We start from the raw sequence: 14,475 nt of genomic DNA on the forward strand, positions 1-14,475 counted from the left end.
GTAGGGTTCTTCCCACCACAAAGACCGCCCTAGCTCTCCTCGCAATAACCACAATAGCACTATTAATGAATTAATGACGATATACTTTTGAAAAAGAGTGAATATGATCTTGCAGAGCTGCCTAACATCTTAAACTAATATCTCAAAATTTAGAGAGAAAAATAATAAAAATGCTAAAATACTTACGTAGCATTAGCCTCGGCTATATCGCCCCATAAGTACAGCATATCCTATAACGTGATCCTTTATTCTATCTATTACTTGTGATGCCTTGGCTCCAGGACCAAGACCTATATCGCTTATATCGAGAGCATGCAACGCAAAGAAGTAGCGATGCTCACCATGCCCTCGTGGCGGGCAAGGACCACCGTATCCATAGAAGCCGAAATCGTTGACTCCATGGACTCCGAGACCTGGGACTTCTGGTGCACGCGGCACATTTTCTTCAACGTAGTTTCTCGTACCAGGTATATTGTACAAGACCCAATGAATAAAAGTGCCTACAGGCGCATCAGGGTCATACATTATGAGGACATAAGACTTAGTATTCTCTGGTGCACCACTCCACTCAAGCCTAGGCGACACATCCTCCCCATCACACGTATGCCTTACTGGAATGCGGCCACTATTCTCGAAGCTCGGCGAACGAACAACAAACTCCTTGCCACGCTTAACAAGGTATTCACGACGCCTACCAAACAACAAGGCGGAGAACACCCTCCACTAGTAGAAAATATATGGTCGAGGACATACATATACTCAGCCATAATCAAAGAGTCCGGAAGTGAAAGAGGGAATAAACGAGAAAACCCGGAACAGTGGTAACTAGCACGGAAGGAGAACCCCTTCTGGGCGCCGGGGTGCCCGAGCGGTCTAAGGGGCCGGCCTTGAGAGCCGGTGGCCGCACGGCCGCGCGGGTTCAAATCCCGCCCCCGGCGCCACAACCATATATCTTCTTATGTGGATCTGATTGCTGACGGTTATGGTTTCCGGGTCTTCAGGCGACGGAAACTTGGTCTGGAATTCAAGCCTGAAGATAACTGGCATGATAAGGTTGACGTGAGAGGTTTAAGCGGCGATGCTAGGCGTAGGGTTCTCGCTAGGGTTAAGGAGAAGCTTGGCTTCTCCTAGGCCTGTGGGATTTTGGGCATGGTGTTTCAGGCTTAGTTGTACCCTTCTACGATGTTTAGTACTTATTTGAAATAAACTTATAGCGTAATTATACTATACATAACACGGCTAATATTAAATATCTAGAAAATTCCTTGGAGGTTTTGGTGGCTGTTTTGGCTGGTGCGGGTGGTAATCGGTATGCAGTAATTAGCTTTTTGAAAAGCTGTGTAAAGAGTAAGAAGGTTAAAGTGCCCAGCAGCGTATGTAGTGAAGTCGAAAAGATTCATAACACGGTATACAGCTCCAAGGCATGCGTTGCGCTAGAGATTCAAGCTATCTATACTGTGAACCTGCTTGCTAACGAGCTGATAGTGCAAGGCAAGCCTCCAACGCCAGCTCATTTAGAAGCACTTATAGGCACGATAATGGGTTGGGGGAGAATACAGCGTTTTAAAGGTGTCGAGCTGAAGGCTGTGTCTAAACTGCTTACTATGAATGTAAACGTTAAGGATTACAAGACACTTAGAGACCTTGCACTTGACAGTACAATAGTTGACATCGCTGCCACGTTGAGCCATAGTGAGCTTGAAGAAATTGTAAGCCGTGCACTAAACACCATTGGCGCTAATGGCGGGACAACATGGGGTTATAAGGCTTTACACCTTCTTATGCCGTCAATCTTCCCAGCATTGGACAATAATATTGCGATGCAAGTCTTTGACAAAGAGCAAAAAACGGCTACGAACTTTGCAAAATACACCATATGCCTAGGCATACTTGCAAAGCACCTTATAGCAGAGTGCAGCATGCCTTTCAGCCGTGTGCCAGGCCTCGGCTACGCCTACACGCTCTCCAAAGACATGCCATTCCCGCAAACTTCTAGGACCGATGATAAACCTGCTAGCTGTTGTAGCTTCGCACTATACCTACCGATAACTAGGTGCCTCGACTTTACTGTATGGAGCATGTCATCATACACTAGGAAAGATGGAGCACAAACAATATACGATCACGTTACCGCCAGCTGTATAGCTAAAACATAGTTAGATGCACTCTGTATAGTATATGTAATTCTCTTAAACTTAATATTAAAAATAGAGAAGTTTACTAAAAATTTAGCTTGATATTTCATAATTTATTATACCAGGTTTACGCCGATTCCATATCTAGAGACTTCTAGGATTTCTTAGAAAATCTTATCTAGTTTTGAGGTTAGATGTTTCTATATATTCGGAATTTGATATATTAGTACTTAGAGAAGTAATAACAGGATTGAAAATACAAGCAGAATAACTGTAGGGTAATATCTCTTGCTAAAATCATATTTAGCTATCATTTCCTAAGGGCTCTTCAATCTTAACTTCTTGCTTTATTATCGATTCCATCCTTGATCTCCATAGATCTTGCCCAAGCCAAGCTTTAACATTAACGTTCACAGTTACGCTTAGCCCTCGTATACCGTGCAGGCTAATCCACTGTCCATATTCTGATATGATATTCTCAATAACATTCCTAGTGCTGGTAAGCCAGCTTCCTGACTCTATAGCACTCTTGACAGCTTCCTGTTATCAAATCTAGTTATGTCAACGTAAAGATCTGCTTCAACGCGTATTAGCCTTCTACATATAGATAGCGATGATATGCCCCCAGACAAATGAACGCTCTTTACATCAGTGTCGGGTATTATTTCTGCTAGTTTGCTAGCATCTGCTTCTAAAGCCTTTCTAAGTTTTCTGAATCGAGCCCATTAAGGAAAGCTGCTGTAATATCCCATACAAGGTATAATCTTCTCGCTACTTCAACAGCTTCCTCATCTTTTAGGAGGCGTGTCGGCCTAAGCTGGGAGAGTACATCGCTACATTTTGGATGTTCGCTAAGCCCGCACCTTGATAGATCCTGTGCCTCAATTACACCGATTTTGTTATGGAAGCTATACGACTTGCTTAGATCTCTCATTGTGTCACAGATTGGCTCAAGAGCGCGGAAGTGTATGTCACCTATCTCGGCTATCATGTAACCGCCGGGTGCTTCAGGATTTACTAGTGTTAGTTTAACCTCGGGGTCAGGTACTGTGAACTCGATTATTCTTGTGTATTCCTCTCGTCTCTCTGTGATGATAAAGACTAGTTGAAGCGAGGTGCTGGTTCGAGGGGGCGTTTTTATTAAGGGTTTTGCGATGTCCCATAGTTTGTTAAACTGATTCACAGCCTCCCTCAGGTCTACCTCACAGAGTACCTCTATGTTAGAGGCCTCAAGCGCTGGCCGGGTTAGGTTTGCGGAGCCTACTAGGGCTCTTCCGTCAGCAATGTATATCTTTGTGTGGAGGAACTGCTCTTCATAAACCCTAACCTCGACGCCGCTTTTCGAGAGGTTTTCAAGGAGTACTTCATCAACACGATCCGAAGCGAGAAGTCTAACTTGCACGCCTCTTTTAGCCGCTTCACTTAAGAGGCTAGCACCAGTATTATCGAGGAATGCTGTTGCAACCCATAGTGCTTGGATAGCGTTTGCTATTAACGATTTTAGCTTTTTAGAGGCCTCTAAGCCACTATAGCATTTCACTTGGGATTCACACCTCTTTTGAGAGACCGGGATACCATTATGTATAATCCTTGAAGCGGCTTAACAATCATTATTGTTAGATGATTAAAATATTACATACTTTTGGAGACAAAAACTGCTAGCTGCTATGAAGTCCTTTATGCTTTCTTAAATTAAAGGCTCTTAACTTTAAGTACGGAAACCGTCATAAAATGTGAAGAATTGCGCTGCTTCACCGTAAGCGCAGATTACATAGATTATCTCTCCTCTTCTGGCCCTCTGCATAGCCTATGGGCTGATTATCTCCATAGAGAATAATGCATATGAGTTCTTTTTCATATCTAATATCTATTATTGCACTACTAGTCCTTGCTCTTAGGTTTAAGGTGTCAAAAAGAATATCTTGACGGTTACATTAAATAAAGCCTTCTATTACTGTTATTATTATCATCTAGGCTTTCGCCAGCACCAAGTATTGATGCTGTAGTGGAACTAATTATAGGTCTATGAGGACTATGATTTTTCTTAGTACAAGAGAAGAAACCTCGGTCTAGGTTCAATTACCTGCACTATTTGTAGACTTAATTTTATAATCTTCTAAACATAAATACAATATAAATATTATTTCTCTAATTATTTAACTTGCGTTCACTAGGATCTTCTTATAATTTATGGCTTTGCTACCTTGTTGTCTTTGTTCAGCGTTTACAACACTTGTTTACATTAACTGGCGTTAAACTTAAGTGCTGTTTCGAAACCAGTATCGGTTTCGGTGTAAAAATATGGCCTTAACTACATTCGAAGAAGAGATCTATCTTCGAGCACTGACGGGTCGACTAGTGGGCAAGGCTCTCGCAGACCTAGGTGTAAACAAGCTAGCAGTAGTAGCGCCAAAGAATATCATATGTAGTAGCATAGCAACGGCGACAGAGGCCTCATTCCTAGATCATAGTGGCGGAGTTACATATCACTTCATGGTTGAGCTTGGGGCTAATGAAGAGGAAGTAGCCAAGAGGGTTAAAGAGTTTGGAGCACAAGTAGTACTGTTACAGTTTGGCGGCGAAGACCCAATAGAGAAGGTCAAAGAGAGCTTTGTCAAGTTCCTAAAGGCTGCTGCGAAAGAGAACATACCAGGCGCAATAGTGTTCCATGTAAGGATATTCGCCGCCGGTGGCGTAGCTGAAGCCCTCAAGGACGAAGAGATAAAGAAGTTCCTCGAAACCAAGGACCTATACGTCTACACTGTCGGCTTCGACGAGGGCAAAGTATACGTCAACAGGGTAAAGATAGAAGGCGGCGAGATAAAGCTAGAGAAATTGACAGAGTACCAAGTGACACTAGAGCACGCAGACCTCTTAAATCGCAGCCTAAAGAACAGAAAAGTAACATTCCAGTAACCTTTTAGCAACACCCATAACTCAAACACAGCTCATCAACATGGGTTTTTAGGCCTGTACCCTTGCCTATTCTCTTCAGTTCCTCGCCTCCTGCTTGCAGCTAAGTCTGTCCCTAGAGGGAGGAAGATGGACTATCGTTTTCTCGGTAGAACCGGGTTACGCGTCTCCCGCATAGGCTTTGGCGTCTACAGCTTAACCGGGCTATATGGCAGCGTCCCGGAGGAGGATGCCATCGAGCTTCTTCGTTACGCTGAGCGACTTGGCATAAACTTCTTCGATACAGCAGATGTCTATGCTAACGGATATGGAGAAGAGCTACTGTGCAGAGCTTTCGGAGAACGGGGCATGGCGAGAATAGTGGTTGCTACTAAGATCGGGTATGACTTCTATAGCAGGAGAACCCCGCCTCCCAGGAGGTACGATGAAACCTACTTATTATGGGCCTCGGAGAAGAGTAGCGAGAGACTGTGCAAAAAACCTATAGATCTCATACAGATCCACAATCCGTCACTCCACGTTCTCCGCGACATGTCTTTCTGGAAAACAGTTGAGCGCCTAACCGAAGAAGGATTTGCAAAACATGTTGGAGTGGCGCTTGGCCCTGAAACCGATGTGCTCGAGCACGCTATTATCTTGCTGCAACATGGGCGTGTAGAGTCAATTCAGTTCGTATATAATATTCTTGAGCAGGAGCCAGGAGCCACGATAGCGAGAATGGCTGCATCAAGAGGTGTTGGAACCATAGCAAGAGTGCCCCATGGGGGCGGTGTCCTAGACGAGTCTATCACGCTTGCCGAGGCGAGGAATCTTAGCGATCACCGCAGCCTGAGGAGAAACGGGTGGTACGAATGGGCCTTCAAAGTATACTCGGAAGTTAAAAATGTACTTGAGAACGCGCCCGGAACACCGGGACAAAAGGCCCTAAGGTTCGTGATCGATAGTGCTCCTATAGATGCTGTAATAGTTGTTGCGAAGAATAAGGATAGATTGAAAGAATATATTGAGGCGTTGGAGCTGCCTCCCCTAGTCAATGACATAATACGCACCCTTAGGGAAATTTACACAAAGTATGTCGAGGAAAGCCCGGAAAAACCGGCAAAGAGCCTAAGCATTATGAGGACATGGGCTTCCGTTTTTGAACAAATTGGTTATTAGTTAGCTCATTATTACATCCTTTAAGTATGGTATAAGCAAAGTAGTGGTGAAGTACTGGTCTATTACTCTTTGCCTAGTAGTGTAGAGTATACTATTCTGTCTTTGACCCATACATTGAGTACCGCGTTATTTTCGCAAACTGTTCTTATAAGGTTTTGCAGCCTCTTAGCACCTATAGATATTATTATCATCTTTCCTGTCTTTGTCCAAGCATCTGCCTCGATATATGGGAGATTCGAATACTTATAGCCTTTAGGAACTATTCCGGCGCATGGCGTCTTCTCTCCGGGCCGATAGAGGAGTATTTGAATATTCTCGTAAGGATCTAAACCAATGTCCTCAACAACTAGGCTAAGAATATCGTTTGTTATGACTTGAACTACTGGAGTCTTGAACGGCACTGCATAGACTTTGATCACCGTAGCGCCTTGCTCGTCTCGTATTACTGCCCAGAATGAGCCTCCATCAACGCTTTCGCTATAATAGTGCTCTACAAGGCTCACTATGTAGCTGCTTATCCATGAGGCCCATTGTTCTCGAAATGTTGGCGAGTAAAGCCTAGCAATAGCTACTGGTTTATTAGCTAGCCCACCTATGCTATGGAGGCTTAACCTTAAGTACACATAGGCATCCCCTATCTGTATCACTGTTGAAAGCTGCGGAGAAGGTGTCTCTTTTAGAACAATAGCAGCCCTGTCTATGGCCTCTTTGACCACAGCTTCCTCGATTACGTCCTCGGGGTACGTGTCGGTGATTCCGAGGAGGCTAAGCCTATACCCCACAACCACTAAACCGTCGTCCTTTAGCTCGATGTGGAGAACATATGTAGGAAAACTCCTCGAGCCCAGGACGTGGTCAGCATAGTCTGCGAGCTCTATAGGTGGTAGGTGCTGGTCCATGACGTAGAGTGTGTTATTGATGTTTACTGCGGCAACCGCATGCGGTACCGGACTAGTCCCTATTTCTAAAATATAGGCGTCCTTTAGTCCGGCACCAAGTACCGCAGCTGCTGTGAAGACAGCATAGTCTGCGCATACGCCTTTACCTCTCCTTAGCAAGTCTAGGGGAGAGAGCACCGTTATGTCACGTCTACTTTCCTTTACATAATCATATGCTATGTGGTCTGAGACCCATTCTAGTATATGCCATACCTTTTCTGCTGAGTTCGTACCGTTAGCTGCACAGCCTATTATACCACATAGCTTTACGAGGGTTGTTTCATTAAACGATTCGAGCACAGCATCCAATATTGAGGAATATCCGGCAGCTGCTACGCTCGGCCTAGATAGCTTCACAGACTCCTTTTTACAATCGGCAAGCCTGGTTTGGCTTGATGTTATGCTAAATTTACACACAATTGCACTATCTTCACTAAGCGGGATTATGGCGTCGTAGGTTCCCGGCCCTATGGTGAAGGCAAGCATTCCAGAGTTATAAGCTAAAAGGATTTGGCCATTTTCTATCCGGAGGTAGCTTGGAGGAATTATGTTCTCCACGGGTGCACCATCCGGTACGAGGAAGTAATAGGTGCCGTTTCGCTTAAGCACTGTTTCTAGCCCGAAGAAGCCGGGATAAGAGCCGCTTATCTGAATAGCAAAGTATTTTCCATCATAAAGAGCTACATTGTCGATTGTATACGTAGGTGCTAAGAGTCTGGGAGGGCTTGGATCAGAGTAATAGCTGTTACTATTTTGTGCAACAGTATGCGAGGGAACAGAGCTTCTATCTCGTTCCCGGCTTTCTTGTGAAAAGCTGTTTGAAGATATTATAGTGTTGTTTTCACTAATAATTATACTCGTTGATTTTAGTTCAGTCGTACTGATTGTTCTTGTGATCGTTGTTGTTTTCTCAATTACTATCTTTGATAGCGTGGTAAGAGTCACTGTATGGGTGAGAGTTGAGGTGACTATACTGGTCTTGTAAAGCGTTGACGTAACTGTTACGGTTGATGGCGCGGTTGAGAGTGTAGACCGTATGGAGGTGCTTGAAGTGCTAATACCGAGTACGTTACTGAGGTCTTGCCAGGGGCCTGGAAGCCCACCAATAATTAGGCCTGTGATAAATGCCGCGAGAGTGGCTACAAGTACAGCGCTTTTAGCGTGTTTATGTCCCCTAGGGTCGGTGGAATGTTGAGGAGTCAGTTATCTCACCGTAGTCTAAAGGTATATAGAAGGAGAAGGCTCTTCTTAGTTTTTCGCCCGATAGGTCCTAATCCTTCGTATCTGGTTTCTCTTGTTCTAAGTTTTTGACAGTAGATATATTGCTATAAGCGCAAGCGTTACTCCTATAGCTTTTTCTAGGGACATTTCTTCTCGGAGAACTAGTGTAGACAGTATAACAGTTATTGCGGGATAAAGAGATGTCAAGGGAACAACTATTGATGCATCTCCGCCAGCTTCCAGGGAACCTATCATTGCCAGGTATCCTGTAGTCCCCAGCAATCCTGCTACAATGCCTAGAACTATGTAGCGGGGTTCGGCGCTTAGTATGCTGCCTTTATATATCGCCGTAATTGCTGTGATTCCTATTACTGTTCCTAGGCCGCTGAACACGTAAAGCTGCCACCATTTTAATCCGCGAGATGCGAAGCCAAGCACGAAGCCCCAGAGACCCCAGAGGAGTAGTGAAGCTACCGCGTATACCAGCCACCGTGGCAGCACCGGTTAGTCCCCCTTTTCCCGTGTATCTGTTTCCCTAGTCGGCGAGATGCGTTCAAGGGGCTTTATTTTGGTCTCGTAGAATGATCATGCTTGGTGGGGGCTCGTTTGACGTTTTCCATAGTAGCTGTTGATAGAGAGAAGGGAGATTTGGGGGTAGCTGTTGCCTCAAAGTTTATCGCTGTAGGTGCTCTAGTTCCATGGGTTAAGGTAGGCGTGGGAGCTGTTGCGACACAAGCTTGGGCTAATGTTAAGCTTGGCCCAATGACCCTCTACATGCTGGAGAAGGGTTTCTCGCCGAGAAGGGCTGTTGAGACTCTTCTGAGTACTGATCCGCGCCGAGAGCATAGGCAGCTAGGAGTCGTTAACGCTGAGGGCGAGGCCTACGCGTTTACTGGTTCCAAGTGCCTGCCATATGCCGGCCACATTGTTGGTGATGGCTTCACTGTGCAAGGTAATATACTGGTCGGCGAGGAGGTTCTTGAGGCAATGGCGCATGCCTTTGAGTCTGCTCGAGGAGAGCTCGTGGACAGACTGCTTGCCGCCCTCAAGGCTGGCGACAAGGCTGGCGGCGATCGTAGAGGGAGACAGAGCGCTGCTATAATCGTGGTCAGGAAATGCGGTGGCTATGGCGGGTGCGAGGAAGGTGTGGACAGATATGTTGATCTCCGAGTGGATGATCACCCTGACCCTGTTTCTGAGCTTGAAAGACTCTTCAAGATATGGGAGCTGACTATACTTGAGCGCGAAGACCCTAATGATGTCTACGATCTCGGCGAGGTTGCTGCCGAGATACAGGAAGCACTAAGGATTCTAGGTTACTATTCTGGTCCTGTAACGGGAAGACTAGACGAGGCTACTCTACGCGCCCTCGAGCACTGGATGGCTATAAACAATTTTGAGAACAAGATGCGGAGAGACGGCAAGATCTGGGGCACGGTTTACCGGTTCTTGTTAGAAGAAGCACAGAGAGCCAAAAAGACTGAGAACAAGTAGATCTTACCTTTTATTCTACTATCTGCGTTCTTTCCTATGCGACTCTATATATCCTATTAGCTCCTCTTTTGAAACCCGGTAGGGTTCTAAGGGCTTGGCGAGAGGCATAATGTAAAGGGGATGAACATGGGGCCCGGCCCCAATGATCCTCTGTACTTCTTCGTCTACGAAGGCACCCACCGCTACTGTTGCGAGTCCAAGCGCTGTTGCTTGTAGATAGATATTCTGCCCTACGTGCCCAACCTCCATGTGGACATAGCGTATACCTCTCTCACCGTATCTTCGTGTAGTTCTCTCATAAACCGCGGCTATGACGATGTTAACGGGTGCGTTGAGAACCCATTCCTGCTCAAGAGCTGCCCGGTAGAGAGGCTCTTGCAGATCACCTTGCCTCACAATGAGAAGACTATGGCTCTGAGGGACATATCGATACGACCCTGGTTCAAGGAAATCATGACTAGGTAGGACTACGCCTCTTGGAGCAACAACAACGTAGACTTCCAACGGGTAGGTGGCGCCAGCGCTGGGGGCTGCTCGGAAACCGTAACGTGTCTCAGTCACCCCCTGTGCAGCCCACAGCACCTGTGCGAGTTCTTCAAGCGTTATTGGCTCATCAAGGTAATCTCTTATAGAGCGCCGATAGGCTATAGCTTCTTCTAGGCTCATCTCGCCCCTAATTCTTGGATAAGGAAGAGGGATGGCCCCGGAACGCGTTTCTGGCATACTATGCCTGGTCGGCGACATGCGTTTCCTCCACTTATAGCTTAGAGGGAGACCGATTAGCATTGCTAAGGCTGCTAAAAAGGAGCCAAAGAGACCGCGAAGAAACGCACGCCGGGAGACCAAATCTCTCAAAACCTCTCTGACAGAGATATCTAGCTGTATCCAAACCCTATCCTATTCCAGGGACGTGAATTGCCTAATTACTCTTGGCTCCGGGCTTTAACTGCAATAACGGGCATGCTTTTACTCGTCCTAGGCTATCTCGCAGCACTCAGCGGTCTATGCTTAAAGGAAAGCTGGCTCTCCAATGACCCGATACTGGGGCGTCTAGGAGGCTATCCACTATGCGCATACCTGCACGTAGACACATTACCAGACCTCTTGATAATTACTGGAGCAATTCATGTAATCGCATCCACTGAGACACTTGCCATAGTATTTGAAAGAGGGGGCAAATACTACTACATTGCTGCGCAGCTTTATAGAGTTCTTGCATGGAGCCTAGTAGCTCACTTAGCAACAATACTAGTACTAAGCCATCTATACTAAATTAGACACCACAGTAGAGACACGATATTAAAAGAAGCCTAAGGCAACGGTCAGGCGGCTAATCCCTACGTCATCCCTGCATTAGGTCAGGGGCCTGGAACACATCACCCCAATACTACTACGCAGTACGTGGCTGATTAATTACATTGCCTAATGTAATACTTCAATACAGCTCAAGGATTAATATTTAAGAAGACAATAGTTTTATAGCGCTGAAGCTAAGGATAAGGCATATTTGTACTAACTTTATCACACGTTAAATAAGGGAGGATAATTTGGACATAGGCCTATTAATCAGCATAATTATGGAGAGGCTTAGAGCTTGGGACGTGGAAATAAAGAAACTCAGCAAGAGGAGTATAAAGGAGAAACACAGCTACGTAGTAATTATCAACGGTGACGAGTTGTTTTATCTTGACGTATTCCATGGAAGGCCTCCACACTATAGACCATGGGCCGAAGTTTATAGCGTAAGAAAGAAAGTCAAGATGGGATCGAATAAAATAGAGTTTAAGGATAGTGTTTTCGAGGATGCTGTTCTAGAAGCGCTAGGCGCTGCGACGGAGCCCGGTGATAGAATCTTTATCGAGTACCTTTACGATGATGAAACTATGAGAGCACTAGAGCTTGGTGTGCCTCCAGTTGCAACTAGGCTCGGCTATAAACTATATCTTCAAGGTTTTCGCTGGTTCAAGGACTGGTACTTTCCTGAAGGCTTTATGGAGGGTGGGCCAAAGCTTCAGGCCGAGAAGCCGCCAGATAACACCCATGAGTTGCGTCTGATTTCTGAAATTTGCGGGGAACTCAAACGGTTTGTCTTAGAGTATGGGTATGCAGGGGAAGGATTGTTTGCATCAGCGCTTGAAAAAGCAAGAAGTATTCTCTCAGAGAGCTGTAAAGAGGCCTAGTGCTTAGCTTTAGCTGTTTCACAAGCCTTCTTTGCAAGCACTTGGGGATCACTGATATAGGTTATTGGTGCTACTCGCCTATCATCAAGATATGGTGATAATACGTTCCTAAGACGATCCGTTGGCAAACCAGTACCCGATAGTATGAAGACAGGTATTCCTTCAGTATAAGCTGTCACTACTTCTTGTATTGTTCCCGAGGCCCCTCCTAGTGCAATAAGCACATCAGAACTCCTTACCAGGTAGATACTTCGCAGCCTCATACTTGACCCCGTGCGCGCAACAATGGCCTCAGCTGGAAACTCTATGTCCTCTTTCTCTAATGGGGGAAACAAGAGGATATGAAGATCCCTTCGAAGCGCTTCATCAACAACACATTTCATTAATCCCCAGTAGCCACCAAGAACAAGAACAGCATCAGGACACTCGTCGGCCAAGGTTGCTACAAAGGCCTTGCATTTTTCAAGCAGCTCAGTGCTCGGCATACCGGAGAACGCAGCCACACCCACCTGTATCACTCGTGACCGCCTCCGCGAAGCCTAAGGACCCTTCTCCGCGTAGAGCACTGTATAGCCTTTCTTGCGGAGAAGGACCTCTGCTCGTCCAAAGGCTTTTTTCATCAAATCTAGTGCCCTACTAGCACCCTTCTTCATAACTAACTGTAGGCTCCCGCCGTCACGCAAATGCGAAGGAGCTTCAGTTATTATTCTCTCTACGGTTTTAGAGCCTGCAGCTAAGGGTGGATTCGAAATAACGGCATCAAATACTAGATCCTTTACAGGTTCATAGAGGTCTCCTTCAAGCACAACTACTCTATCACTTACATTGTTCAACTCTGCGTTCATCCTAGCCAGCTTGACAGCCTTAGGATTAATATCAACCATGAATACCCGGAGTCTAGGAAAGGCCTTGGCAAGGGTTATGCCAATAGCTCCATAACCGCATCCAAGGTCTAATATGACTCCTTCCTCCGGCACACGTGCGTGCTCTATGAGCAAACGTGTTCCCTCATCTACACCCTTGGGCGAGAACACGTCTGCTGTGACATAGAATTCCACAGTAACCCCGCGCAAGTTGTCACTTATTATCATACGTGGTGTTTTTCGCCTTGACGGTCTGAAGTAGTGAGGCAAGAGCACACGCCCTAGCCATAAAGAGTCCAGGGTAAATTATTTCCGAGAAACCCGCTATTGAATTGCGTAAACATTTTTCAGTGTTGCTGCTTCTCCCTCGCTTGTTCCTCCTTCTTCTCTTTCTTTGCTTCTTTAGCCTTCCATGCTCGCGGGTACGTGCCCGGCTTCATTACCACTCTTCTCATTTTCACGGCTATTCCTTTTTGTGCCTTCATTATTTCCTCGCTGCTCATCTTTGCTATACCAATTGCAACAAGTTCCCCTTTTAGGGTGAATAATGCTACTGTGTCTCCAGGCTCTATTCCTGCATGCAGCATGACTATGCCGGGTACAGCGAGGTCAGCGCCATGTGCTATTGCATCGACTGCTGTATCTCTTATTATAATCTTTGGCAAGTGGCTTACAGCGTATTCTGCAGGTAGTATGTATTTACGAAGCCAGTCATCCTTGCCTTCAGTTTTCCAACGGTATAGAGCCTCGCTGAGATCTTGTAGCCTTACAAGCCCGTGTTCTTCGCGGAAGGGGCCGCTTCTTGTCCTCCTAAGTTCCCTCATATGTGCACCAACGCCAAGAATTAGGCCGATATCGTGGCATAACTTTCTCATATATGTGCCTGCTTCGCATTCAACACGCATGAGTGCGTATATTCCGTTGTACTCTAGTAGCTCAATGTCGTATATCTTCTTAGTTCTAAGGCTCCTCTTGACGCTGCTGCGCAGCGGGGGACGCTGATATATCTCACCAATAAACATGGATATTGCTTTTCGGAGATCAGGCTCTGGCACTGGGCTATGGAGTTGCATTACGCACATGTATTCTTTTCCGGTATGGACTACTAGTCCTATAATCTTGGTTGCCTCCTCGAGAGCTACGGGGAGAACACCGGTAACCTTGGGATCAAGCGTGCCCCCGTGGCCTGCCTTGCTGAGGCCAAACATCCTCTTAATCCATGCAACTACCTCGTGGCTCGTGGGTCCCGGAGGCTTATCCAGCGGAATAACCCCCATCCGTATATGCTGCTCTATAGGCCTCTCCCAGGGCGGTGTACCATACTCTGGGCTCGTCTCCTCACCCTCAATCTTGACAAGCCATTCCCTCTTTAAACCAGCGAACTCGTCTAACTTCTTTACAAATTCTATCCCTTTTCTTGTTAGGTCAGACACCATAGCTTTAGCACCGTTGAGTACCCTTGTATCCGCGGCTATGCCTCCCTAGGAGCTAGGTAAGATAGAGCCCTTACTAAGCTCTTCTAGTACTGCCAGAACGAGGCACTGCTAGGTAAAAAGACGGGAATAAAGCCCTT

Annotated in this window: 14 protein-coding genes and 1 tRNA gene; 7 read left to right on the plus strand and 8 right to left on the minus strand. The window is 46.1% G+C overall.

The annotated features are described in order from the left end of the window. Positions 1-192: 192 nt before the first annotated feature. Positions 193-705 carry a YbhB/YbcL family Raf kinase inhibitor-like protein gene (locus tag SBG41_RS04235; RefSeq protein ID WP_317896307.1) on the minus strand — a complete coding sequence of 171 codons (513 nt, stop codon included), beginning with the start codon at positions 703-705 and terminating at the stop codon, positions 193-195. A 149-nt stretch (positions 706-854) separates the two neighbouring features. Here SBG41_RS04235 and SBG41_RS04240 point away from each other — a divergent pair. Continuing rightward, positions 855-941: transfer RNA gene (locus SBG41_RS04240), tRNA-Ser, on the plus strand. A gap of 345 nt (positions 942-1,286) precedes the next feature. Beyond that, positions 1,287-2,156 (plus strand): hypothetical protein, encoded by an 870-nt coding sequence (locus SBG41_RS04245; RefSeq protein WP_317896308.1) that lies wholly within the window; start codon positions 1,287-1,289, stop codon positions 2,154-2,156. Positions 2,157-2,826: 670 nt separating this feature from the next. Here SBG41_RS04245 and SBG41_RS04250 read toward each other — a convergent pair. After that, positions 2,827-3,675 carry a phospholipase D family protein gene (locus SBG41_RS04250; protein ID WP_317896309.1) on the minus strand — a complete coding sequence of 283 codons (849 nt, stop codon included), beginning with the start codon at positions 3,673-3,675 and terminating at the stop codon, positions 2,827-2,829. Positions 3,676-4,436: 761 nt separating this feature from the next. On the opposite strand from SBG41_RS04250, the gene SBG41_RS04255 reads away from it, so the two are divergent. Further along, entirely contained in the window at positions 4,437-5,051 is a 615-nt protein-coding gene (locus SBG41_RS04255; protein WP_317896310.1) for a type 1 periplasmic-binding domain-containing protein, read from the plus strand. Positions 5,052-5,177: 126 nt separating this feature from the next. Next, entirely contained in the window at positions 5,178-6,206 is a 1,029-nt protein-coding gene (locus SBG41_RS04260) for an aldo/keto reductase (RefSeq protein WP_317896311.1), read from the plus strand. A 62-nt stretch (positions 6,207-6,268) separates the two neighbouring features. Here SBG41_RS04260 and SBG41_RS04265 read toward each other — a convergent pair whose 3' ends face one another. Then, the gene (locus SBG41_RS04265; protein WP_317896312.1) at positions 6,269-7,753 is read right to left on the minus strand and encodes a transglutaminase-like domain-containing protein; all 1,485 of its coding nucleotides are present in this window, start codon (positions 7,751-7,753) and stop codon (positions 6,269-6,271) included. A gap of 690 nt (positions 7,754-8,443) precedes the next feature. Then, positions 8,444-8,866 (minus strand): EamA family transporter, encoded by a 423-nt coding sequence (locus SBG41_RS04270; protein WP_317896313.1) that lies wholly within the window; start codon positions 8,864-8,866, stop codon positions 8,444-8,446. A 105-nt stretch (positions 8,867-8,971) separates the two neighbouring features. Between SBG41_RS04270 and SBG41_RS04275 the strand changes: the two genes are divergently transcribed. Then, a complete protein-coding gene (locus SBG41_RS04275) occupies positions 8,972-9,859 on the plus strand; it encodes a DUF1028 domain-containing protein (protein WP_317896314.1) in 888 nt (295 codons plus the stop codon). 18 nt (positions 9,860-9,877) lie between these two features. Here SBG41_RS04275 and SBG41_RS04280 read toward each other — a convergent pair whose 3' ends face one another. Continuing rightward, positions 9,878-10,705: a SagB/ThcOx family dehydrogenase gene (locus tag SBG41_RS04280; RefSeq protein WP_317896315.1), complete on the minus strand. Its 828-nt coding sequence runs from the start codon at positions 10,703-10,705 to the stop codon at positions 9,878-9,880. A 69-nt stretch (positions 10,706-10,774) separates the two neighbouring features. Between SBG41_RS04280 and SBG41_RS04285 the strand changes: the two genes are divergently transcribed. Both SBG41_RS04285 and SBG41_RS04290 read left to right on the plus strand, forming a co-directional pair. Further along, a complete protein-coding gene (locus tag SBG41_RS04285; RefSeq protein ID WP_317896316.1) occupies positions 10,775-11,131 on the plus strand; it encodes a hypothetical protein in 357 nt (118 codons plus the stop codon). A gap of 275 nt (positions 11,132-11,406) precedes the next feature. After that, on the plus strand, positions 11,407-12,039 hold the full coding sequence (locus SBG41_RS04290; RefSeq protein WP_317896317.1) for a DUF1122 family protein: 633 nt from the start codon (positions 11,407-11,409) through the stop codon (positions 12,037-12,039). Here SBG41_RS04290 and SBG41_RS04295 read toward each other — a convergent pair. From SBG41_RS04295 to SBG41_RS04305, 3 genes are all read right to left on the minus strand, one after another. Further along, positions 12,036-12,557 carry an SLOG cluster 4 domain-containing protein gene (locus SBG41_RS04295; RefSeq protein WP_317896318.1) on the minus strand — a complete coding sequence of 174 codons (522 nt, stop codon included), beginning with the start codon at positions 12,555-12,557 and terminating at the stop codon, positions 12,036-12,038. The two genes, SBG41_RS04290 and SBG41_RS04295, sit on opposite strands and share 4 nt — an antisense overlap. A gap of 21 nt (positions 12,558-12,578) precedes the next feature. Then, entirely contained in the window at positions 12,579-13,172 is a 594-nt protein-coding gene (locus SBG41_RS04300) for a class I SAM-dependent methyltransferase (RefSeq protein WP_397470765.1), read from the minus strand. A gap of 77 nt (positions 13,173-13,249) precedes the next feature. Continuing rightward, positions 13,250-14,338: an RNA-guided pseudouridylation complex pseudouridine synthase subunit Cbf5 gene (locus tag SBG41_RS04305; RefSeq protein ID WP_317896320.1), complete on the minus strand. Its 1,089-nt coding sequence runs from the start codon at positions 14,336-14,338 to the stop codon at positions 13,250-13,252. Between the last annotated feature and the right edge of the window lie 137 nt (positions 14,339-14,475).

This window comes from Pyrofollis japonicus (assembly GCF_033097485.1).
In the GTDB taxonomy this organism is placed as follows: Archaea; Thermoproteota; Thermoprotei_A; order Sulfolobales; family Pyrodictiaceae; genus Pyrofollis; species Pyrofollis japonicus.